At 65.5% G+C, this 21,772-nt stretch carries 23 protein-coding genes and 1 tRNA gene; 11 read left to right on the forward strand and 13 right to left on the reverse strand.

Annotation, left to right across the window (positions count from 1 at the left end; translation table 11 throughout):
- Positions 1-19 precede the first annotated feature (19 nt).
- Complete coding sequence (gene ptsP / locus ACIQXM_RS07370; protein ID WP_400929808.1) at positions 20-1,732, forward strand: phosphoenolpyruvate--protein phosphotransferase; 1,713 nt, start codon at positions 20-22, stop codon at positions 1,730-1,732.
- Positions 1,733-1,782: 50 nt separating this feature from the next.
- Positions 1,783-2,061, forward strand: a complete 279-nt coding sequence (locus tag ACIQXM_RS07375) for an HPr family phosphocarrier protein (protein ID WP_400929811.1) — start codon at positions 1,783-1,785, stop codon at positions 2,059-2,061.
- Positions 2,062-2,247: 186 nt separating this feature from the next.
- On the opposite strand, the gene ACIQXM_RS07380 is transcribed toward ACIQXM_RS07375, so the two are convergent.
- The 4 genes from ACIQXM_RS07380 to ACIQXM_RS07395 all read right to left on the reverse strand — a co-directional run bounded on the left by ACIQXM_RS07380 (position 2,248) and on the right by ACIQXM_RS07395 (position 4,827).
- Positions 2,248-2,982 (reverse strand): hypothetical protein, encoded by a 735-nt coding sequence (locus ACIQXM_RS07380; protein WP_400929814.1) that lies wholly within the window; start codon positions 2,980-2,982, stop codon positions 2,248-2,250.
- Positions 2,979-3,704 carry a hypothetical protein gene (locus ACIQXM_RS07385; protein WP_400930913.1) on the reverse strand — a complete coding sequence of 242 codons (726 nt, stop codon included), beginning with the start codon at positions 3,702-3,704 and terminating at the stop codon, positions 2,979-2,981. The genes ACIQXM_RS07380 and ACIQXM_RS07385 overlap by 4 nt, the downstream gene beginning before the upstream one ends.
- Before the next feature lie 165 nt (positions 3,705-3,869).
- Positions 3,870-4,184, reverse strand: coding sequence for a GNAT family N-acetyltransferase (locus ACIQXM_RS07390; protein WP_400929817.1), 315 nt, complete (start codon positions 4,182-4,184; stop codon positions 3,870-3,872).
- Between the two features lie 46 nt (positions 4,185-4,230).
- Positions 4,231-4,827, reverse strand: a complete 597-nt coding sequence (locus tag ACIQXM_RS07395) for a hypothetical protein (RefSeq protein ID WP_400929820.1) — start codon at positions 4,825-4,827, stop codon at positions 4,231-4,233.
- A 213-nt stretch (positions 4,828-5,040) separates the two neighbouring features.
- On the opposite strand from ACIQXM_RS07395, the gene ACIQXM_RS07400 reads away from it, so the two are divergent.
- Positions 5,041-6,126, forward strand: coding sequence for an iron-containing redox enzyme family protein (locus tag ACIQXM_RS07400; RefSeq protein WP_400929823.1), 1,086 nt, complete (start codon positions 5,041-5,043; stop codon positions 6,124-6,126).
- Positions 6,123-6,452: a CDGSH iron-sulfur domain-containing protein gene (locus tag ACIQXM_RS07405; protein ID WP_400929826.1), complete on the forward strand. Its 330-nt coding sequence runs from the start codon at positions 6,123-6,125 to the stop codon at positions 6,450-6,452. The genes ACIQXM_RS07400 and ACIQXM_RS07405 overlap by 4 nt, the downstream gene beginning before the upstream one ends.
- Positions 6,453-6,530: 78 nt before the next feature.
- Here ACIQXM_RS07405 and ACIQXM_RS07410 read toward each other — a convergent pair.
- Positions 6,531-6,603 (reverse strand) — tRNA-Lys (locus tag ACIQXM_RS07410).
- 214 nt (positions 6,604-6,817) lie between these two features.
- Here ACIQXM_RS07410 and ACIQXM_RS07415 point away from each other — a divergent pair.
- The 3 genes from ACIQXM_RS07415 to ACIQXM_RS07425 all read left to right on the forward strand — a co-directional run bounded on the left by ACIQXM_RS07415 (position 6,818) and on the right by ACIQXM_RS07425 (position 9,327).
- Positions 6,818-7,462, forward strand: a complete 645-nt coding sequence (locus tag ACIQXM_RS07415; protein WP_400929829.1) for a hypothetical protein — start codon at positions 6,818-6,820, stop codon at positions 7,460-7,462.
- Positions 7,463-7,695: 233 nt separating this feature from the next.
- The gene (locus ACIQXM_RS07420; protein ID WP_400929832.1) at positions 7,696-8,313 is read left to right on the forward strand and encodes a DUF47 domain-containing protein; all 618 of its coding nucleotides are present in this window, start codon (positions 7,696-7,698) and stop codon (positions 8,311-8,313) included.
- Positions 8,314-9,327: an anion permease gene (locus ACIQXM_RS07425; protein ID WP_400929835.1), complete on the forward strand. Its 1,014-nt coding sequence runs from the start codon at positions 8,314-8,316 to the stop codon at positions 9,325-9,327.
- Positions 9,328-9,351: 24 nt separating this feature from the next.
- Here ACIQXM_RS07425 and pstB read toward each other — a convergent pair whose 3' ends face one another.
- The 4 genes from pstB to pstS all read right to left on the reverse strand — a co-directional run bounded on the left by pstB (position 9,352) and on the right by pstS (position 13,504).
- On the reverse strand, positions 9,352-10,131 hold the full coding sequence (gene pstB / locus ACIQXM_RS07430) for a phosphate ABC transporter ATP-binding protein PstB (protein WP_400929838.1): 780 nt from the start codon (positions 10,129-10,131) through the stop codon (positions 9,352-9,354).
- Between the two features lie 69 nt (positions 10,132-10,200).
- On the reverse strand, positions 10,201-11,304 hold the full coding sequence (pstA, locus tag ACIQXM_RS07435; RefSeq protein ID WP_400929841.1) for a phosphate ABC transporter permease PstA: 1,104 nt from the start codon (positions 11,302-11,304) through the stop codon (positions 10,201-10,203).
- Positions 11,304-12,236, reverse strand: a complete 933-nt coding sequence (gene pstC / locus ACIQXM_RS07440) for a phosphate ABC transporter permease subunit PstC (RefSeq protein WP_400929844.1) — start codon at positions 12,234-12,236, stop codon at positions 11,304-11,306. Before pstC ends, pstA begins: the two co-directional genes overlap by 1 nt.
- A gap of 146 nt (positions 12,237-12,382) precedes the next feature.
- A complete protein-coding gene (pstS, locus tag ACIQXM_RS07445; RefSeq protein WP_400929847.1) occupies positions 12,383-13,504 on the reverse strand; it encodes a phosphate ABC transporter substrate-binding protein PstS in 1,122 nt (373 codons plus the stop codon).
- 244 nt (positions 13,505-13,748) lie between these two features.
- On the opposite strand from pstS, the gene ACIQXM_RS07450 reads away from it, so the two are divergent.
- From ACIQXM_RS07450 to disA, 3 genes are all read left to right on the forward strand, one after another.
- A complete protein-coding gene (locus ACIQXM_RS07450; RefSeq protein ID WP_400929850.1) occupies positions 13,749-14,879 on the forward strand; it encodes an aromatic acid exporter family protein in 1,131 nt (376 codons plus the stop codon).
- A 56-nt stretch (positions 14,880-14,935) separates the two neighbouring features.
- Positions 14,936-16,303: a DNA repair protein RadA gene (radA, locus tag ACIQXM_RS07455; RefSeq protein ID WP_400929853.1), complete on the forward strand. Its 1,368-nt coding sequence runs from the start codon at positions 14,936-14,938 to the stop codon at positions 16,301-16,303.
- 140 nt (positions 16,304-16,443) lie between these two features.
- The gene (gene disA, locus ACIQXM_RS07460; RefSeq protein ID WP_400929856.1) at positions 16,444-17,520 is read left to right on the forward strand and encodes a DNA integrity scanning diadenylate cyclase DisA; all 1,077 of its coding nucleotides are present in this window, start codon (positions 16,444-16,446) and stop codon (positions 17,518-17,520) included.
- A 48-nt stretch (positions 17,521-17,568) separates the two neighbouring features.
- On the opposite strand, the gene ACIQXM_RS07465 is transcribed toward disA, so the two are convergent.
- Complete coding sequence (locus ACIQXM_RS07465; RefSeq protein WP_400929859.1) at positions 17,569-18,261, reverse strand: hypothetical protein; 693 nt, start codon at positions 18,259-18,261, stop codon at positions 17,569-17,571.
- 87 nt (positions 18,262-18,348) lie between these two features.
- Here ACIQXM_RS07465 and ACIQXM_RS07470 point away from each other — a divergent pair, with 87 nt between their 5' ends.
- Positions 18,349-19,302 carry an A/G-specific adenine glycosylase gene (locus ACIQXM_RS07470; RefSeq protein ID WP_400929862.1) on the forward strand — a complete coding sequence of 318 codons (954 nt, stop codon included), beginning with the start codon at positions 18,349-18,351 and terminating at the stop codon, positions 19,300-19,302.
- Positions 19,303-19,324: 22 nt separating this feature from the next.
- Here ACIQXM_RS07470 and dhaM read toward each other — a convergent pair whose 3' ends face one another.
- Genes dhaM through dhaK form a run of 3 tightly spaced genes read right to left on the reverse strand, consistent with a single transcriptional unit; the run spans position 19,325 to position 21,713 of the window.
- A complete protein-coding gene (gene dhaM, locus ACIQXM_RS07475; RefSeq protein ID WP_400929865.1) occupies positions 19,325-20,074 on the reverse strand; it encodes a dihydroxyacetone kinase phosphoryl donor subunit DhaM in 750 nt (249 codons plus the stop codon).
- On the reverse strand, positions 20,071-20,712 hold the full coding sequence (dhaL, locus tag ACIQXM_RS07480; RefSeq protein ID WP_400929868.1) for a dihydroxyacetone kinase subunit DhaL: 642 nt from the start codon (positions 20,710-20,712) through the stop codon (positions 20,071-20,073). Before dhaL ends, dhaM begins: the two co-directional genes overlap by 4 nt.
- A gap of 2 nt (positions 20,713-20,714) precedes the next feature.
- Positions 20,715-21,713 carry a dihydroxyacetone kinase subunit DhaK gene (gene dhaK, locus ACIQXM_RS07485; RefSeq protein ID WP_400929871.1) on the reverse strand — a complete coding sequence of 333 codons (999 nt, stop codon included), beginning with the start codon at positions 21,711-21,713 and terminating at the stop codon, positions 20,715-20,717.
- Positions 21,714-21,772: the final 59 nt, after the last annotated feature.

Here is a 21,772-nt window from a genome sequence, read left to right on the forward strand (position 1 = left end):
CGGACAGAGAGGCACACTGATGCGGACCATCAAGGGAATCGGAGTCAGCGCCGGGCGGGTCCTGGGCCCCTCACTGCGGATGCCGCCGCCGGTGCCCGAGCCCGCTGCTGACGCTTCCTTTGGAGCGGACAGCACGGTGGACGGGGAAAAGGCCCGGTTGAAGGACGCCGCGGAAGAAGTCCGGGCGGATCTGCGCCACCGTGCCGAAACCGCCAGCGGAGATGCCAAGGCGGTCCTGGATGCAACAGCCATGATGGCCACCGACCCCATGCTGCTCAAGGCCGCGGGCAAGCACATCAACGCCGGCATGGCCGCGGACCGTGCCGTCTGGGAGGCCGGGTTGGAGGTAGCCGCCATGCTGCAGAGCCTTGGCGGCTACATGGCTGAGCGGACCCAGGACGTCCTCGATGTCCGCGCTCGCATAGTCGCCCAGCTTGACGGATTGCCGGCACCCGGAATTCCTGCCTCCGATGTTCCCTTTATTCTCACCGCCGAGGAACTTGCGCCCGCGGACACCGCCACGCTGGACCCGGGCAAAGTGATCGGCCTGGTCACTTCCGGCGGCGGACCGCAGTCCCACACCGCCATTCTGGCCCGTTCCCTGGGCCTTCCCGCCGTAGTTGGTGCCCCGGGCTCCAAATCCATTGCCGACGGCGCTGAACTTTATATTGACGGTGCCGCCGGAACGGTCGTGGTGGACCCAGGTACCGCCGAACGGGAAGCGGCACAGAAGTACGCCTCCCGCGGTTCCCTGCCGGTGTTCGACGGCACAGGTACAACGTCGGACGGTTACCGGGTTCCCTTGCTTGCCAATGTGGGCTCCGGCAAGGACGCCCGTGCGGCTGCGGAAGCCGGAGCCGAAGGCATCGGCCTGCTGCGCACCGAATTCTGTTTCCTCGGACGTGATTCAGAGCCCACCATGGAGGAGCAGGTAGCCGCTTACGGGGCCGTGTTTGAGGCGTTCCCCGGGCGGAAAGTGGTGGTTCGCACCCTGGACGCCGGGGCGGACAAGCCGTTGCCTTTCCTGACGGACACAACCGAGCCAAATCCCGCCCTCGGTGTTCGCGGATACCGTACCGACCGGTCTTCCCCGGGCGTGCTCGGCCGCCAGCTGGAGGCAATTGCCGCTGCCGCGGGCGCCCATGAGGCCGATGTGTGGGTCATGGCCCCCATGATTTCCACCGCTGAAGAAGCTGCCGATTTCGCCGTCAAGTGCACCGGAGCCGGGCTGGGAATTCCCGGGGTGATGATTGAGGTCCCGGCTGCAGCCGTCATGGCACAGGCAATTTTGTCCAGGGTCCGCTTTGCGTCCCTGGGAACGAATGACCTCACGCAGTACACCATGGCTGCCGACCGGCAGCTGGGGTCCCTGGCTTCCCTGAACGACCCCTGGCAGCCGGCGGTCCTGCGGCTGATCAAGAGCACCGTTGACGGCGCCCGGGCGGCCGAGGCCGCCGCGGACCAGGGTGCACCGGGGTCCGCACCCAAGAACGTGGGCGTGTGCGGCGAGTCAGCCGCAGATCCCGCCCTCGCCGTCGTGCTCGCCGGGCTGGGAGTGAACACCCTGTCCATGACGCCCCGCGCCCTCTCGACCGTGGGTGCAGTACTGGCCTCCGTGAGTATTGACGAAGCGCGGGAGCTGGCAGCAACCGCCCTGGCCGCCGCCACCGCAGCGGAGGCGCGGTCAGCGGTCCGCAGCCGGCTCGCCATCCTCGAGGAGCTGGGCCTGTGACCCGCCTCCCGCACACCTCAGCAGCCTAAGTACAACCGGAAGGAATCACCATGCCAGAACGCAAAGCAACAATTGCCAGCCGCGTCGGCCTGCACGCACGGCCCGCCTCGATCTTCGCGGAGGCTGCAGCCGAACAGCCGGTGGACGTCACCATTGCCATGGAGGGGGAGCCTGCTGATGAGGCAATGGACGCCGCCAGCATGCTGTCTCTCATGAGCCTCGGCGCCTCCAACGGCGATGTGGTGGTGCTTCGCGCTGACGGCGACGGCGCCGATGAAGCCCTGGACGCCCTGGTGAAGATCCTGGAAACGGATCTCGACGCGCAGTAACTGCGGCGGCCTCCGGGCTAAGACGGATACAGCGAAGCCAGCGGAGGTAATCCGCTGGCTTCGGTCGTAACCTCACGCTGACCCCCCACAGGCAGCGGATGTTACATAATCATTATTCTGACACAGGATGATGAAATTGTGAACGAGCGATGCCAATTCTTTACCTGCCGCGCAGAGTGCCCGTCCTTATATGCTGCCGTTCGCCATGGCCAGCAAATTGGATTTCGGCTTCCTTTTCTCAATCCTCCTCACGTTCCAGACGAGGGCGAGCGCAATTGAAATAGCCAGGACGGCTGCATAGGGCAAAGTGCGGTCCCACCAGCCGCGTGACAGATTCCAGAGTGCAAGACTGAGCAGCGCATGAACAACGAATGCAGTCATCCCCAGCGACATAAGGCCGGCACTGATCCGGATCTCACCGCGCCTCCGGGAGTCCGCGGCACACAGGAAAAGAGCCGGAGCCAGGCATGCCGCCACGTAGGTCTGGTAGAGCCGTGCGGTGTCACCGTAGGCAGCTACCGTGTCCTGGCCTTCGTAGGCGCGCAGGGCAGTGGATGAATCGGGCAGGTCGCTCAGGACAAAGAACACCGTCACTGTTGCTGACGCCAGGCCCAGGACACAGAAACCCACCGGCCCCGCAATCAGCCGCTGGGCGCGGGGAGCGTTAAAGGCCGAGGCAGCCTTCATGCCAAAAATAAGGAAGGCTCCGAACACTGAGAATCGCAGCAGGAGATTTGCAATGTTCATTCCCCCCAGCAGCGAATCTACCCGGAGGTAAAAGAATGGAATGCTCAGCGCCATCCCGACGGCCATCAGGAGCAAAGCCGAGAACATCCCGCGGTTCTCACCGCGGATCGCCGAAGGCAGCCGCTGCAGACAAAACAAGACGGTGAAGACAAAGGCCGTCAATTGCAGTGTCATCCCAATTGCTCCATCAGTACAGCGTTGTTTCTCTCATCGTTTTCAAACTTCTTCAGGACTTTTCCCAGGGTATCCAACCGGTCCCGGGCAAGAAGCACCAGGTCCGCATCGGACAGTTCCGCAAGGGCCTGCTCGCGCCCGCCCAGCGGCCATCCGCATTCATCTGGAGTCAGCAGTCCGGTGGCAACCAGTCCTCCGGTGAGCGAAACCCCCGCCAGCCGGGCCGCTTCGACAGCCAATTCAGGGGCAAGCCGTCCGGCGGTGAGCTGCGCGGACAGATTCTGCGGCGCCACGCCGCTCTTGGCACTGAGCCGGTGCCTCAGGTCCCCCTGGTCCACGGCGTCGAACCAGGCCCGGACGGAGTTGCGGTGAGGGAAAGTGCACAGGCCCGGAACGGGGGCGGGCCCGGAGTCGGCGCTCACGCTCCGAGCCACCAGGAGCTGCAGGATGCAGACGTAGGACACCTGACTGATCAGTTCCCGGGCGGAGGGCGGGCGGGAGCCGGCCTGGAGATCGCGGTATTCGTCGAAGTAGGAGAGCGCGGCCACCGGATCCTGGTCACACGCCCTCGCCACGCTGACCACCGTGCTCTCGGACACCTTTCCGCGCACCAACTGCTGCGCCAGGGTTGACCGTTTGATGCCGGCCAGGCGGCAAAGATCAGCGGTCGACTCGCGCGGGGCTGTCAGGGAGCGCCATCTTTGAAAGGCCTTGGCGGACACAGCCAACGGCGACTCCCCCCCAATTGGTTTTATCCGGACGGTTGCCACTATACTATTTCCACTGGCTCCCCCTTCTGCGTTCCCCCCATATGCAGAGCGGGGAGCCAGCTCCAATTTAAGGGTCAGCTCCGGACCAGAAAATTTCCGGGCATATCGCCGAGTCCCTTACGGCGTCTCCTGCGGCCAGGATACGTGGTGGCTCAGCTCCCGATGTTTGCCAAGGTAGGACGCCGCGTAGGAACAGTACGGCTTGATCCGCCGCCCGGACGCAATGATGTCCTCCGCCGCAAACTTCACCAGCATGGACGAATATCCCTGGTGCCGGAACTGTTCCGCAACCACTGTGTGGGTCAGGGCCACGGCATCCGCTTCTTCCTCATACTCGGCCGTGCCAACTAATTCACCGCCCACACGGAGCTCGTACCGGTTGTGGTCACAATTGTGGGAGACCTCAACGTCATCCCTGCTGTTCCCGCTCATGCCCCGAGCCTGACACTGATGGCGTGTTTCGTCCAGAGCGCGGGCATTACGCGGCGCGGCCTCCGCCCGCCGAATCTTCCGCGATCCCCCAGGCCTCCTCTAAGCCGGCGACTGCGGTTTCGTAGTCCGCCAGCTCCTTCTGGTTCATTTCCACAGGCGCCTCCTCCTGAGGGCGCAGGGCCGCTGCGGCTTTCATGGCGCGCATCAGGGCTTTGCTTTCCGCCCGGTCCGCGTTTCCTATGCCCGGCTTCTCCAAAGCCTTCCAGGCGTCCAGCTCATAGGAGCTCCAGCTCAGCAGCACTGAGTCGTGCCTGTGCGTGGCGGCTGCAATCCGGCGTCGCTGCTCCTCCCGCTTCCGGGCGTTCACGCGCTGTCTCCGGCGGGTCCGGATCCACCAAAAGGCTCCTGCTGCTCCGGCTATGGAGGCCAGCCCAACCCAGGGCCCGCTGCGGGGACTTCCGGCAACTGCCCATACGACGGCCAGAAGGGCCGTGAGCAGGCCGGTCAGTCCAACCCAGAATCCTTTTTCGCCGTCCCCGCGCGCCAGCGCCGCGTCCACCCGGACCGCGGTAATACCCAGGGCTGCGGCCAGCAGTATCAGGGCAGGAACCAATGCGGTTGCTCCGGCTTCCACCAGCGGCATGGGTTTCCCTCTTTCCGCGTTGCATTTATCGCCTTTCCACCATCTCACGCCGAATCGACGGAAAGGTCAATGTCCCCGGGAAGGGCCGCAACCCATAATCCGCACCCTGCAATTGAGGTCCGGGCAAAGGTACCAAGTATGCTGATGTCCTTGATTCATCGTCCCGCCGCCGGCTTCCATCCGGCCCCCTCCCCCGGAGTACAAAGGATAAGAATGCGAATCCCCGCACCGCGCGGACCCGTCAGCGCCGCCCTCTTTGAGCTGCTCACCGCGTCTGAAGCTCCGGACGCACCTGCACTTGCCGCAGTGACCGAGGCTGCGCGCCGGGCAGCCGCCGAAAGTACGGACATCCTGCGCGACGAAGACCTCCAGCTGGCCCTCTTCTGCCTGTACGAACTGCACTACAGCGGACTGGAGACGGTGCCCGATGCCCTGGAGTGGCATCCGGGACTTCTGGATCTGCGGCTGAACCTGGAAGAGGCATTTGAAGCTGCCCTGCGACAGGCCGTTCCGGTTCCTCCGCTCCCCGAGCCCACGTCCGAGGCAGTTGCCGCTGAGTTGTTCCGGATGGCCGCCGACGACGACGGACCCAGCGTTTCGCGCTACGTCGCCTCGAAGGCCACCCGTGAACAGCTGCAGGAGTTCCTGATCCTGCGCTCCATTTACCAGCTGAAGGAGGCCGATCCCCACAGCTGGGCCATCCCCCGCCTGCCGGTGGGCCGCGCCAAGGCTGCCCTGATTGAGATCCAGGCCGACGAGTACGGCGGCGGCCGCCCGGAGCGCATGCACTCCCACCTTTTTGGAGTGACCATGAAGGGACTGGAGCTGGAAACCGAGTACGGCTGGTATCTGGATTTTGTGCCGGCACTGACACTGGCTTCCTCCAACGCCATGTCACTGTTCGGATTGAACCGCCGGCTGCGCGGCGCCATTGCCGGACATCTGGCTGCCTTTGAGATGACATCCTCCATCCCCAATTCCTTTTACGCCCGGGGATTCCGGCGGCTGGGGTTCGACGATGAAGTCACCTATTACTTTGACGAACATGTGGAGGCCGACGCCGTCCATGAGCAAATAGCCGCGCGGGACCTCGCCGGCGGACTCGTGGAGTCGGAGCCCGACCTTTTGGGCGATGTGATTTTTGGTGCGGCCACGGTACTGACGCTGGACGCGATGATGGGCGGTGAGCATCTGGCGGCGTGGCAGGAGGACCGCAGCGCCCTCCTGGAACCCGATTCCGCGGGCCCTGCTGCAACGGCCCTGGAGGGTGCAGCCCTGGCCGCGGGGGTTACTCCGTGACCGGCGGCACCGAGCCGCACGAGTGCGGGGGATGCCCGGCCGCGGAAAACACCGGACCGCCTGCAGCCGCGGTTCCCGGGGAACGCCCCGCAGCGTCAGTTGTCGCCTACCCCAACGGCCCGCTGCTGGTGCGCGGGGACTTCGAAATAGTCACCCCGGACGGCGACCCCATTCCGCGCGACCGGGAAACGGTAGCCCTGTGCCGGTGCGGCGGCTCCGCCATCAAGCCCTACTGCGACGGCACACACAAACTGATGAAGTTCGATACCGCCCGGCGCAGGCCGGTGCCTCCCGCCGTCGTCGAGCGCAGCGGAAAAGGTTCCTGAAATCCGCAGCCGGCCAATAAAAGCAGCCGGGCCAATAAGAAAAGCACCCCGGTCCGAAGACCGGGGTGCTTTTTACGGTGGGCCCTGTGGGGCTCGAACCCACGACCCACGGATTAAAAGTCCGATGCTCTACCAACTGAGCTAAAGGCCCCCACCGTTCCGGGACGGCCGTTTCTGCCGGGAATTTCCCCCGCGGAAGAGCCGTCGACGAATCGACTTCTTCACTTTATCGCACAGGGGACGCATCTCACGAAACAAGGGCGCCGGTCTTTGCTGTTTCTTTGCGCTGCTACCCGTGATCACCTACCCGGCAACAGCCGCAGCCGTCCTCGACGCCCGTTCCTGCAGCGGAGTATTCTCGGATTATGAGTGAGTCCAATGAAATGCCCCCGCGGCATCACAAGCCAAAGCTGTACGCTCCGCTGGACTTCGCCAACTTCCCCGGAGGCGCGGATCCGGCCCGGGTATCCGAAGCCGCGCATCTGGCTGCCCAGGCGCTGGTCCATCACGGCCGGGAAAGCTCCGATCCCGAGATCACCCGCCGCCTGGTGAAGCTTGCGGACCGGCAGGGCCTGGAATCCATTGCTGAGATGTGGGCGGAAAGCCCGGCCCGTTCCCTTCCGGGAGCCCTCTGGCGCCTCTACGCCCTCCGGGCCGCCACTCAGCAGGATCCCGAGCGCGTAGCGGCCTACTACGCGGCAGGCAAAGACGTAGCCCAGGTATCGAAGGTGGTGGCAGGTGTTGCCGAGCCGCTCGGTGCCGAGGAAGTAAAGGCCATGGCTGACACCATCCTCTCCGGAGCCTTCGAAGGAGAGTTTGACGTGGCACTGGAGCGCTTTGCCGCCTTCTGCCGCGTAGTTGCCCTCGGCCAGACCCACCATGCCGACGCAGTGGAGGCCAGCAGCACCGACTCTGCCACGCAGCTGACCCGCAGCGCGCGCCGGCTGGTCCGGACGGCCGAGGACCTGGAGCATTCAGCGGCAGCGTGGCGCCGGGGGGAGCTGGATTAGCAGCCTGCCGGAGCTCATGTTGACATCCTCGGCGAAGAGTAGAAAACTGAAATTGGTGTCGGACTGCGGAACCCCCGGGCTTCAACTTAGAGCCGCTTCGAGCGGCCTTCCGCCGAGAGGCGCTCCCGGTCCGGCACCGCTTTTGTGTCCTTCTGCACAGCCGATAATCTTAGGCTCGTGACCTACTCAGTGCAGGGCCCCGAATCCGCCCGTCCATTCCGGCGGGTCTGCTCATGAGGCTCCGGCTCTTTCCCCAGGAAAATGCCGGCCTTGAACTCCTTTCCCGGATGGCAGGGGTAGTGGTGCGAGGCTCCGGCACTCTTTCGGAAGTCCTCGGTGCCGAGCCGGCTGACTATGAACGCCTTGCAGAGCACATGCACCAGCTGGACGCCGAATGCACCGATCTGCACTTTGCGCTCATGACGCAGATGCGGTCCAGCTTTATTAATCCGCTCCCCCGCGAAGACCTGTACGGGCTCTCGCTCACCCTGATGTCCGCCATGGAAAGCCTCGACGCGGCCGCGGAAGTCACCGCCCTGTACCGCCTGACCGGTATTTCCGGACGGGCCGCCGAGCAGCTCGAAGTCATCGGCAGACAGGCGGAGCTCACGGTGGGAGCCATGCGCCGCCTGGCTTCGCTTGAGGACCTGGATGAGTACTGGATTGAGATGCTCAGGCTGTCCAAGCGGTCTGAACGCACGCACCGGATTTGGATGTCCGAGCTCCTGCGCGACCACAAGCCCCTCACCTATGCACGGCACCGCGACCTTGCTGATCAGCTGGCCGGTACATCCTTGGCCCTGCGGCGCTGCGCCACGGCCGTGGGCGGCATCCTGGTCCGGGAATCCTAGGTGGAGCCGGTCCTGCTGGCCGCCGTCGTCCTCTTTGCCGGGGCGTATGCCTTCATCAACGGCTTCCATGACGTCTCCAACTCAGTTGCCACTTCCGTCCGCACCCGTGCGCTGACGCCCGCCGTCGCCGTCGTTCTCGCTTCCATTTTCAACCTGACCGGAGCCCTGCTGAGTACGGCCCTGGCCCTGGTGCTCGCTGACCGGTTCATCCAGCTGCCGGAAGGCACGCCGGGGCTGGGCATCCTGATCGCGGGCCTGCTGGCTGCGTGCGGCTGGGGGCTGTGGACCTGGTGGCGCCGGATGCCGTCTTCCTCCACCCATGCGCTCGTGGGCGGCATCGTGGGCTCCGGCGCGGCCTCCACGCTGGTGGGCGGGCCCAATATCGCTGAGTCCTACCGGCTGCTGCTGGAGCAGATCGTCCTGCCGCTGCTGCTCTCGCCCGTCATTGCCTTTGCCTTGGCGTACCTGCTGGTTTTTCCCACCACATGGCTGATGCGCTACAGCGCGCCGCGGCGCGGAGACGCCGGAAACAGGATTGCCCAGTCAGTGTTCACGTCGGCTTTTTCGCTGGGCCACGGCATGCAGGACGGGCAGCGGACCATGGCGGTTATTGTCCTGGGCCTTGCGGCCGCCGGCTACTCCGCCCAGGACGGCGGGATTCCCCTTTGGGTGCAGGTTTTCTCCGGCGCTGCGCTGGCCGTAGGCAGCCTGTACGGAGGCTGGCGCATCAGCCATACGCTGGGCAGCCGGCTGGTGCGGATCGACCCGCTGCGCGGCATGAGCGCGACGGCGGCCAGTTCGTCCCTGCTGTTCATGGGTGCCCTGTGGCTGCAGATCCCGCTTTCCAGTACGCAGACCATGACGTCGGCAATTGTCGGCGCCGGCGTCAACCAGCGGTTCTCCACCGTGCGGTTCATCCCGCTGCGGGAAATCATGGTCATCTGGCTGACCACGGCCCCGGTCACGGCCCTGCTGGGCGGCATCCTCTTTCTGGCGCTGAGCCCGCTGCTCTGACCTCTCCGGCGCTGCCGGCGCGGTTTACCCGAAGCGCCCGGAAACGTAGTCCTCGGTGGCCTTCTGGGAGGGGTTGCTGAAAATGACGGGAGTGTCCGCGTACTCGATCAGCTTTCCGGGCTTTCCGGTGCCGGCGATGTTGAAGAAGGCCGTCTTGTCCGAAACACGTGCCGCCTGCTGCATGTTGTGGGTCACGATCACCACCGTGTAGTCGCTCTTGAGTTCCTCAATCAGGTCCTCGATGGCGAGGGTGGAGATGGGGTCCAGGGCTGAACAGGGTTCGTCCATGAGGATCACCTCGGGCGACACCGCAATGGCGCGCGCAATGCACAGCCGCTGCTGCTGGCCGCCGGAAAGGCCGGAGCCCGGCTTGTCCAGGCGGTCCCGGACTTCCTTCCACAGGTTGGCGCCGGTGAGGGACTTCTCCACCAGGGCGTCGGCGTCGGACTTGGAGATGCGCTTGTTGTTCAGCTTCACCCCGGCCAGCACGTTGTCCCGGATGGACATGGTGGGGAACGGGTTGGGGCGCTGGAAGACCATGCCAATGTGGCTGCGCACGGTGACGGGGTCCACGCCGGGGCCGTAGAGGTTTTCGCCGTTCAACAGGACTTCGCCCTCCACTCGGGCGCCGGGCAGGACTTCGTGCATCCGGTTCAGCGTCCGCAGGAAGGTGGATTTTCCGCAGCCGGAGGGACCGATGAAGGCCGTAACGGAGCGGGCTTCAATGTTGATGTTGACGTCTTCTACGGCCAGGAAGTCGCCGTAGTAGACGTTGAGGTCCTTGACGTCGATTCGCTTGGACATGTGGTTCCTTTGGTTGGAGAGTTTCGGGGCCGCAGGCGGCGTTTGCCCGCGGCGGAGGGGTGGGACCGGTCAGCGTCCGGTCTTGGGCGCGAACAGGCGGGCGATCAGCCGGGCACCCAGGTTCAGCAGCATCACCATAATGATGAGCAGCAGCGCCGCGGCCCAGGCCCGCTGGGTGCTCGGGTCGGCATTGGTGGGAGAGGTGGGGCTCATCAACTGCCGGTAAATGTACGTGGGCAGCGTGGTCATCCAGCCGGCAAACACATTCGTGTTGATGGTGTTTACGAAGCCTGCGGTCACCAGCAGCGGCGCCGTCTCGCCGATGACTCGGGCAATGGCCAGGGTGACGCCGGAGGCAATGCCGGAGATCGCCGTCGGCACCACCACCTTGAGGATGGTGCGCCACTTGCGCACGCCCAGCGCGTAGGCGGCTTCGCGCAGTTCGTTCGGCACGATTTTGAGCATTTCCTCGGTGGAACGCACCACCACGGGGATCATCAGGACGGAGAGCGCGACGGCGGCAACAAAGCCGGTGCGCACCCCCGGCCCGAAGACGAGGCCGAAGAACGCCGCGGCAAAGAGGCCGGCAACGATGGAGGGGATGCCGGTCATGACGTCCACAAAGAACGTGATGGCCCGAGACAGCGGACCGCCGTGGCTGTATTCGACCAGGTAGACGGCGGTGAGCAGGCCGATCGGCACCGAAATGATGGTGGCCCACAGTGTGATCAGCAGCGTACCCATAATGCCGTGGTACGCCCCGCCCAGCACCGGGCCGCCCGTCTGCACGCTGTTGTTGTCCACGGCGCCCGTCATGCCGCCCATGGAAGTGAACAGGAAATCCGGGCTCAGGCCGGGAAGCCCCTTGGCCAGGACGGTGTAGATGACCGAGATCAGGGGAACCAGGGCGAGGATGAAGGCACCGTAGACCAGGTACGTGGCCAAACGGTCCACGGCCCGCCGCCGGCCTTCCACGATCCCGGTCAGCACAGTGGCACCGAGCACGAAGAGCAGGGCGGTGAACACCGTGAAGCTGGCGATGCCGAAACCGGTCAGGGCGGACAGCGCCGCGCCCAGGATGAGTGCCGCACCAAGGACCACCCACACCGCGTAGCGCGGAAGGCGGTTCTTGGTCAGTGTGGCCGGCTGGCGGCTGAGGGTCTGTGTCTGCATCAGTTGGCTCCGGAGAATTCTTTATGGCGGCTGATGATCCAGCGCGCAATCACGTTCACGGCCAGGGTGATCAGGAACAGCACCAGACCCGCCGCAATCAGCTCCGACAGGCGCAGGCCGTATGCTTCGGGGAAGTTCAGGGCGATTTCCGCTGCGATGGTCTGGTTGCCGGGCCGGATGAGGCTGGCAATCAGCCCGCCGGAGGAAAGAACCAGGGCCACGGCCATGGTCTCGCCCAAGGCGCGCCCCAGACCCAGCATGACGGCGCTGATGACGCCCGGGCGGGCGAACGGGAACACGGCCATCCGGATCATTTCCCACCGGGTGGCTCCCATGGCGAGGGCCGCTTCCTCATGCAGTTTCGGCGTCTGCAGGAAAATTTCCCGGGTCAGGGAGGTAATGATCGGCAGCACCATGACGGACAGGACAATTCCTGCCGTCAGCATGGTCTTGCCGGTCTGGCTGGCCGGGCCGGAGAAGATCGGGATCCACCCGGCGTACTCCGCGAGCCAGGTGTAGGGGCCCACCAGGGCCGGGGCGAGGACCATCATGCCCCAGGCGCCGTAGACCACCGACGGAATGGCGGCCAACAGGTCCACGAGATAACCCAGGCCCTGGGCCATCCGCCGGGGGGCGTAATGCGAAATGAACAGCGCGACGCCGATTCCCACCGGTGTGGCGATCAGCAGGGCGATGGCTGCAGCAATGACGGTGCCGATGACCAGCGGCCAGATATAGGTGAAGAAGCCTTCGCCGCCGCTGATTTCCCCGGAGTCCGCGGTGAACGTGGGCAGTGCCTGCCAGAGCAGGAACACTGCCACGGAAAACAGGACAAGAAGGATGAGGCAGCCGGCCAGGAGCGTGATCCCGGAGAACACCTTGTCTCCTGCACGGCCCGCGCCGCCGGTGCCTTCTATGGACTTGCTGGACACTGCACAACCCTTCGGTTCTTCACTGGCAACTACTTAAACACTCTACTGACCCTGCACTGCCGACCTTGCGGCGGGGTGCGCGGCTGCAGCCCCCGTTTCACTGTCCCACGGCTGCCCGCGGCTGCGTACCCGCGCACCCCCCGCAACTACTTTGCGACGGTGATACCCGCCAGTGCATCCGTTGCTTTTGCCCGCAGCGACTCAGAGAGCGGTGCATTTCCAGCCGCTTCGGCCGCTGCCGCCTGACCTTCTTCGCTGACCACATAGCTGCCGAAGGCCCGCACCAGATCAGCGGTTGCCTGATCTTCATAGGTGGTGCAGTAGATGTGGTAGGACACCAGCACCAGCGGATAAACGCCGGCTTCCTCGGTGTCCCGGTTCAGCTTCATGGCCATGTCACCGGCAGGGCGGTCCGCACCGGTGACCGGTGAGGACGTTTCCACGGCCTTGGCGGCGGCGTCTGCGCTGATGGGCACGTAGGCATCCCCCACTTGGACGCTTACCTCTCCCAGGTCTCCCGCTGCCGAGGCGTCTGCATAGGTGACGGCACCCTCCGTGGAGGTGACCAGCGAGACAACTCCGCCGGTGCCGGAGGCATTCTCGCCGTTGCCGATTGCAGCAGGCCAGTCGCCCGATGCTTTGTCCGTCCAGACGTCAGGCGCGGCTGCAGCAAGATACTCGGTGAAGTTCTTGGTGGTTCCGGACTCATCTCCGCGGTGTACGGCGGTGATCTGCGTTGAGGGCAGTTCCACGCCGTCGTTCGCCGCAGCGATCGCCGGATCATTCCAGGCAGTGATCTCCCCGCGGAAGATCTTTGCGATGGTGGCGGCGTCCAGGTTCAGCTCCGAAATCCCGGGCAGGTTGAACGCCACGGCAATCGGGGAAACATACACCGGCACGTGCAGGGCTCCGTCCGGGCCGCACTCCTGGACGGCCGCTGCCGCTTCTTCGTCATCCAGGTAGGCGTCAGAGCCGGCGAACTGGACGCCCCCGGCCAGCAGGGCCTTGCGCCCGGCGCCGGATCCGTCCGGCGAGTACTGTACCGATGCCTTGGGGTTGGCCGCGGAGAAATCCGCAATCCAAACCTGCATTGCCGAGTCCTGGGAGGAAGCCCCCGAACCGGAGAGTGTTCCCGTCAGCGTGCTCTCCGACGTCGACGGCGCACTGCCTTCGGCCGGAGCGGTTGCGCTGTCGCTGCCGCAGGCCGATAAGGCGAGCGCGGCCACTGACAACAGGGCGGCTGAACGGATAATACGAGTTACCGACACGTCTTGCCCCTTTCAAGGGCTCGATTTCCATGGAGCAGGCGCACCGGCACACGCTTCCGGTTCACCGGGACGTCTTGGCGTCCTTCACTGATCGTGGACCGGAAAGGTTAACGAAAGGTGAACGGTGCCAAGCGGCGGAGAAAACTTATCCGCAGCTGCCCTGGGACGCCGGTAAACGTGCTTGCGCAGCGTCACACTCACCCTCCGGATGGAGGGGCGGGGCGGGCGGCCCTAGACTAAGGGCATGCCCGCACGCGACCGCCTTGCCCAGAGCCGGGGTTTTGTGCGGAACCGTGTCCTTGTGGGGCTTCGCCGCAGCCGGGATTCCATCTACCCCGCCGTGCAGATGACGGTTTGCGCCGTGGGCGCCTACGGTTTTGCCGAATACATCCTCGGACACCAGGGCCCGCTTTTCGCCGCCACTGCCGCCCTGATCTCACTGGGATTTTCACGGGAACCGCGGACCCGCCGGGTCCTCGAGGTGGGGATCGGCTGCACCTTGGGCATCACCATCGGCGAACTTCTGCTGCACGTGCTCGGCACCGGCCTGTGGCAGGCCGCCGTCGTGCTCTTCATCTCCGTGATGCTGGCCCGGTTCCTGGACCGGGGCGTCATCTTCACCACCCAGCTTGGCCTGCAGTCGCTGCTGGTGGTCCTGCTTCCGGCACCCGAGGGCGGGGCCTTCACCCGCAGCCTCGACGCGATTGTGGGCGGCACGTTTGCCCTTCTGATCACCATGCTGGCTCCGCGGGACCCCCGGAGGGAGCCTAAATCCAACGTCCGGGACCTGTTGCATGAGCTCTCCGCCGTACTGCGCCAATGTGCCGATGCCCTGGCGAAAAGTGACTCCACCCTGGCCTGGCACGCGCTGGTCCGGGCCCGGAACACCCAGCCGCAGCTTGATTCGCTGACCCGCAGCGTGCGGGACGCCCGCGAGGTTGCCCGCATCTCCCCCGCCTACCGGCGCCATCTGGCCGAGCTGGGCGACCTGCGCGGATCCATCGGCTACCTGGACCTTGCCGTGCGCAACAGCCGGGTTTTTGCCCGCCGCACAACATCGGTGATTAACCACGCGGCGCTTGATGACACGGCCATTGAGCGCGTGTCGGAGGCAGTGAATGACACCGCAGACGCCGTGGACATCCTCGCCCGAGCCCTGGCCGGCGCGGAGTCCGCCGGTACCCGGGAAAAGCACCTGCGCCAGGCCCGCAACGAGCTCGCCCTGGTGGGCGCCCAGCTTAATCCCGGAGAACTGGGTATCACGGACATCCAGGGGGACGCCCTGGTGATGCTCTTCCGGCCCCTGGTGGTTGACCTGCTCGAATCCACCGGCCTCAGCCACGAGGAAGCGGTGAGCTACCTGTCCGAGGTGTGACTCCCGCCGGTCCGCTGCGGGCCGTGAGTGTCAGTGGGGCGGGATAGCCTGTTTTCATGGCCACCAAGACTACCCGTGCAAAAACCGCCAACTACCGCTGCGCCGAGTGCGGCTGGACCACGGCCAAATGGGTGGGCCGCTGCGGCGAGTGCCAGGCCTGGGGAACCGTGGAGGAAGCGGGCGAGGTACTGGCCCGCACCACTGCCGCTGCCACGGTGGCACGTCCCGCCCAGCGCATCGCCGACGTCGATGCCACCACGGCGGCCTACCAGCCCACCGGTGTCAATGAGCTGGACCGCGTCCTGGGCGGCGGCCTGGTTCCGGGGGCTGTCATCCTCCTCGCCGGCGAACCCGGCGTCGGCAAGTCCACCCTGCTGCTGGATGTGGCCGCCAAGGTCGCAAACCTCGGGCGGAACGTCCTGTATGTGACCGGCGAGGAATCCACCGCACAGGTGAAACTGCGCGCAGAGCGCATCGGAGCGGTGTCCGACTTCCTGTATCTCGGTGCGGAAACCGACCTTGGCCAGGCCCTGGGCCAGGTGGAGCAGGTGGAACCCGGCCTGCTGATTGTCGATTCGGTGCAAACACTCAGCAGCACGGCTGTGGACGGAAGCGCCGGCGGGGTCAGCCAGGTGCGGGAGGTAGCCGCATCCCTGATCAACGCCGCCAAAACCCGGAACATGACCACACTGCTGGTGGGACATGTCACCAAGGACGGGTCCATCGCCGGCCCGCGGCTGCTGGAACACCTCGTGGATGTGGTGTGCCAGTTTGACGGTGACCGCCATTCCCGGCTCCGTCTGCTGCGGGCGGTGAAGAACCGCTACGGACCCACGGATGAGGTGGGTTGTTTTGACCTGACCGAAGACGGCATCGAGGGACTCGCCGACCCGTCCGGGCTGTTCGTCTCGCGGACCAAGGAACCGGTCTCCGGCACCTGCATCACCGTGACGCTGGAAGGGAAAAGGCCCCTGGTCGCCGAGGTCCAGGCGCTGCTGGCCGAAACCAGCAACTCGCAGGCCCGCCGTGCCACCAGCGGGCTGGATTCATCCCGTGTTGCCATGCTCCTGGCGGTGCTGCAGCAGCGCGCGTCCATGAACCTCGCCAAGGATGACAGCTACGTGGCCACAGTGGGCGGGGTCAAGCTCAGCGAACCTGCAACGGATCTGGCCGTGGCGCTGGCCGTGGCCTCCGCCAAAATGAACAAGCCCCTACCCGCCCAGCTCATTGCCTTCGGCGAGGTTGGCCTGGCCGGAGAGGTTCGCCCGATTCCCGGTATCGCCCGGCGGATCCAGGAAGCGGAGCGCCTTGGTTTCACCCATGCGGTGGTGCCGGCCTCCCCGAACGGCCCGGTGGCGGTTCCTGCCGGGTTCAAGGTCCGGGAAGTGTCCACCCTCACGGAGGCACTGGAACTGCTGTTCTAGATCCTTGCGCGGACGCCACCCAGCCGGGCCGCAGGGCACAAAAGTGGCCATTGTCCCCTGCAGGACCACTACTATAGGGAAGTGTCTGTGCATTGTCCGCCCAGAACGATCGTGGGCCCGACGGCCGGAAGGAAGTGACCATGGCGCGCACGCCCGAAGATGCACTGAAGGCCACTTTGGCTCGGGTAGCACCCGGAACAGATCTGCGCGATGGCTTGGAACGCATCCTGCGCGGCCGCACCGGCGCCCTGATCGTTTTGGGTTTTGACCGTACCGTTGACTCCATCTGCTCCGGCGGCTTCGACATCGGCATCGACTTCTCCCCCACGCGGCTTCGTGAACTGGCCAAGATGGACGGTGCAATTGTTTGCGACAAGGATGCAAAGTCCATTCTCCGGGCGGCCGTGCAGCTGGTTCCCGACCACAAAATCGAGACGCACGAATCCGGCACCCGGCACCGTACCGCGGAGCGCGTGGCCATTGAAACCGGTTTTCCGGTCATCTCGGTCAGCCAGTCCATGCAGATCATCCAGCTGTACGTAGGCGGACTGCGCCACGTCCTGGAAGGGTCCGAGCCGGTGCTGGCGCGCGCCAATCAGGCACTGGCCACCTTGGAGCGCTACCGCGCCCGGCTGGACCAGGTCACCAACTCCCTCTCCGCCCTGGAAATCGAAGCGATGGTCACCGTCCGTGATGTGGCTGTCACCCTGCAGCGCCAGGAAATGGTCCGCCGTATTTCCGAGGAAATCTCCCAGTACGTCCTCGAACTCGGCGTGGACGGCCGCCTGCTCTCACTGCAGCTCGAAGAACTCACCGCCGGACTGGGCCCGGGCAGCGAAATGATCGTCCGAGACTACGCAGATCTGCAGGACGGCAGCCAGCGGCCCGAGGAACAGGTGGCCACGCTGCAAAACCTCAGCTCCTCCGACATGGTGGATTTGAGCAAGATTGCCGCCGTTGTGGGTTTCCAGCCCGGCCAGGACTCCCTCGAAGCTGTGGTCCAGCCGCGCGGATACCGTTTGCTCAGCAACATCAAGTCCGTGCCGCCGGCCGTCTCCAACCGTCTCGTGGACCACTTTGGCGGGCTGCAGAACCTGATGGCCGCCAACATTGAAGACCTGATGACGGTGGACGGCATTGGTGAACAGCGTGCGCGGACGGTGCGTGAAGGCCTTTCCCGCATTGCGGAGACCAGCCTTCTTGACCGGTTTATGTAGCCCCACCGGTCCAGACAGCCAACGGCAGCTCAGCGGCCCCGGAAGCGGCTATTCGAGCTCGAAGGTGGTTCGTTCGCTGCTGATCTCTCCCAGGCGTGCCGTGAACGCGTAGGTTCCCGGACCCGGCTTGCTGGAGACATCCGTGCAGCCCTCGGTTGACCGCTGGCGGTCCCAGGTGAACTTGGCCGTTTCCACACTGTTGGGTTTTACCGTCTTCAGCAGGTCCTCACCGGGCTGCTGGCAATCTGCCGAAGAGAAAATCCGGTCAGGACCGCTGGTGACAATGAATTCCATCTGGCTGGTTCCCAGATTCACCTGGCAGGGTTCGGTTCCGGTGTTGGTAACGGTCAGGGTCAGGACGGGGCTGACCTGCGACGAGTAGCTCAGCGCATCGGTGGTGGCACTGACGCCCACGGACGCAGCCGGGCACAGTGCTGCCGCGGAGGCCGTTTCCTTCGGTTTGGCCGACTTTGAAGGTGTTGCTGAAGGAGCTGGGGTGGCTGCCGGCGTTTTTTCGGTGCCGGGCTCCGTGCCGGCAGGAACGGGGGCAGCAGACTCTGCGGCGGTGGAGTCCGAAGCAGCCGCGCCGTCCCCCCGCAGCGCGTTCACCACGGTGACGATGCCCGTGACAATGCCGATGACAACCAGCAGCGCAAGTACTCCGGCGACGATTCTGCGCCGCCGGTAAACAGCCGGACTAGGGCGTCCGGGTGTCTGATGTGATGATCCATTCCCAACCATGCCTTAAGGCTAGGTAACCGGCCCCGGATTACCTGCCGCACCACGCCGGTTAGTAGAGTATTGCTGGTCATAACCGAGGGAGATTGCATGGAACCGGGCCTGCAGACGGTACCGCAGCTGCATACGGAGATCATTAGCTGGTTCACCGCCAATGCACGCGATCTTCCCTGGCGGCGCCGGGAGTGCACTCCCTGGGGTGTTTTTGTCAGCGAAATCATGCTGCAGCAGACGCCGGTGGTCCGGGTTCTCCCGGTCTGGGAACAGTGGATGCAGCGCTGGCCCACCCCGGCCGCGCTGGCTGCAGAGGCCAGCGGGGAAGCGGTCCGTGCCTGGGGGCGGCTGGGCTATCCCCGCCGCGCACTGCGGCTTCACGCCGCAGCCGCAGCCATGACAGAACACTTTGGCGGCGCGGTTCCGGACACGCATGCTGAACTCCTGACCCTGCCCGGCGTCGGCAACTACACCGCAGCCGCCGTCGCCGCCTTTGCCTTCGGCCGCCGGGAAGCGGTGGTGGACACCAATATCCGCCGGGTCCATGCCCGCGCACTCACGGGGAAGGCCCTCCCTTCGCCGGCGCTTACTGCCGCAGAGATGCGGCTGGCCGTTGAGCTGCTGCCCGCCGATGAGACCGCCTCAGTTGCCTGGAACGCGTCTGTCATGGAACTTGGCGCCCTGGTCTGCACAGCCAGGTCCCCCAAGTGCGGCGTCTGCCCCGTGCGCCGGCACTGCGCCTGGGTGGCCGCCGGACAGCCGGCTCCGGACTACGTACCCAAGGGGCAGGCGTGGGCCGGCACGGACCGCCAGGTCCGCGGCGCCGTCATGGCCGTGCTGCGCTCTGCCCGGGGCCCGGTGCTTCGGAGCCTGCTGCTGGGTCCGGTGGACCTGACGGCGGCCGGAGCGGACGCGGACCCCGACCTGGCGGCACTGGCGAAGCTCCATGCGCTGCAGGCTCCCGCAGCCCAGCTTGAGCGCGCAGTTGCCGGACTCCTGGCGGACAAGCTCGCCGAAGAGAACGACGGCGGCCTCCAGCTTCCCGCCTGACCAGGCCGAGGATGGCGGGCGGCTAAATCTCCCCGAATCCGTTGCGCACTTCCAGGGCCATGATGTCCACGGCGCGGGCAGCGTCGGGACCGCGTGCGGTCAGGGTCAAGGTTTGGCCCTGGCCCAGGCCGAGCGTCATCAGCATCATCACGGACTTGGCGTCCACGCCGTTGATGCGGATTTCGGCGTCAAGATCGGACATCGCCTGCGCGACGGCGGCAGCCGGACGCGCATGCAGGCCCGCCGGGTTGATGAGCTCCCAGGAGCCGGTGTGGACACCCGCATCGGCGGGATCGAGGTCATCCTCCATCGCGTCCGGTTCATCGGACGCATCCGTCCTCTGCCCGGTGGACGCGTTCGCAGTGCTGTTGGCCGCTCCCGCGGACGGTGGAAGATGTCCGGCGGCCTCGGCTTCCTGAAGGACGGCCGTGAGGTCCCGGCCGCTCTGTGCAGCCACGGCGGCTGCCACTGTCCCTTCCACCAGGGGTGCATCCGCGAGCCGGACGCGGGCGCGCTGTTCATCGTCGAGGAATTCCACTGCCGTTTCAGCCGTCATCACGGCGGACCCCAGATCCGCGAGCAACAGGACACCATCCCCTGTGTCAGCAGCGGAAATTGCCGTCTGAATCTTTTCCAGGCTGGTGCCAATACCTCCGTCATCGGTACCGCCGGCCGGTTCGAGCCGCACGTCCCGCGCCATCTGTGCCGCCAGCTCACGGACCCCTTCCGCCAGCTTGGCACTGTGGGAAACAATCACCAGTCCAACACTCATGCGTCCTCTTTCGCCGTTTCCGCCGCCGCCTGCAGGATCAGCACGGTGGATGCCGCGCCCGGATCCAGATGCCCGGCGCTGCGTTCACCGAGGTAGCTGGCCCGTCCTTTGCGGGCGATGAGCGGTTCCGTCCCGGCCAGCCCTGCGTCAGCAGCATTGGCCGCGGCAGCCAGCACTTCCTTTGGCCCGGCGTGCGCATCCGCTGCGGTTCCGGCCGCCTCGACTGCAGGTGTCCAGGCGTCCACCATGGTCTTGTCTCCGGGCTCCGCCTTGCCTCGGGCCACAATGCCGTCCCGCGCTGCCGTCAGGACTGCGACGACGGCGGCAGGGTCAAGTTCAGCGGCCGGTCCCGCGGCGATGGAGGCCCGCAGGAAGGCCGTCCCGTACAGCGGTCCGGCGGCTCCGCCCACCTTCGACATCAGGGTCATTGCGGCGAGCTTCAGGACTTGGCCCGGAGTTTCCGGGATTCCGTCCGCCTCCAGCTTCTCCACCACCGCCGAGAAACCCCGGTCCATGTTCTCTCCGTGGTCTGCATCGCCTATGTCCCGGTCAAGATTGATCAGGCGCTGCCGGTTTTCCGCCATCGCGGCGGCGCTGGCCCGCATCCAATCTGCTGCCCACTGCGCATCAAGTGCCATGGTCAAACCCCCCACCGCATGGCCGGAGTGTGCACCGGCGAGTCCCAAAGTTCCATCATTTCCTCATCCAGCCGCAGCACCGTCACGGAAGCTCCCTGCATGTCCAGGGCCGTTATGTAGTTGCCCACCAGCGACCGTTCAACGCGGATGCCGCGCTCGGCCAGAACTTCCGCGGCGCGGCGGTAGACAATGTAAAGCTCACTGAGCGGAGTGCCGCCCATGCCGTTGACGAAGAGCAGCACCGGTTCGCCTTCCAGCCCGCCCAGATCCTGCAGGACGGGTTCCAGCAGCTGGTCCGTGATGGTGTCCGCGCTGGCCATAGGCATCCGCCGCCGTCCGGGTTCGCCGTGGATTCCGACCCCGAGCTCGATTTCATTGTCCTCGAGGGTGAAACTGGGCTCACCGGCGTGGGGAACGGTGCACGGTGCCAGCGCCACCCCCATGGACCGGACGTTCGCAGCAACGCGTTCGGCCACTGCGGTCACCTGTTCCAGGGAGTCGCCCCGCTCAGCTGCGCCGCCCGCGATCCGTTCCACCAGCACGGTTCCTGCCACCCCGCGGCGGCCTGCCGTGTACAGGGAGTCTTCCACCGCGACGTCGTCGTTCACCACCACCGTGGCTACCGTGATGCCCTCCGCCTGCGCCAGTTCCGCGGCGGTTTCAAAGTTGAGGATGTCCCCGGTGTAGTTCTTTACGATCAGGAGGACCCCGGCTCCGGTATCCGTTTCCGTGATGGCCGGGAGGATTTGGTCCGGCGTGGGTGAGGTGAACACGGGGCCGGGCACCGCGGCGTCCAGCATTCCCCGGCCCACGTACCCGCTGTGCAGAGGTTCATGGCCGCTGCCCCCGCCGGAGACCAGGGAGACCTTGCCCTGCGAGGGTTCCCGGCGCAGGACGAGGTCCGGATCATGATGCACCCGAACCAGATTGGGGTGAGCCAGTCCGAATCCGGCGAGGGACTCGGACACGACTCTGCGCGGATCATTAATCAGCTTCTTCATTCTTGAGCAGCTCCTTCGGCGCAGCGACCGTGCGGTGCAACGTTCCGCACGGGGCAGAC

This window comes from Arthrobacter sp. NPDC097144, assembly GCF_044762205.1.
In the GTDB taxonomy this organism is placed as follows: Bacteria; Actinomycetota; Actinomycetes; order Actinomycetales; family Micrococcaceae; genus Arthrobacter_B.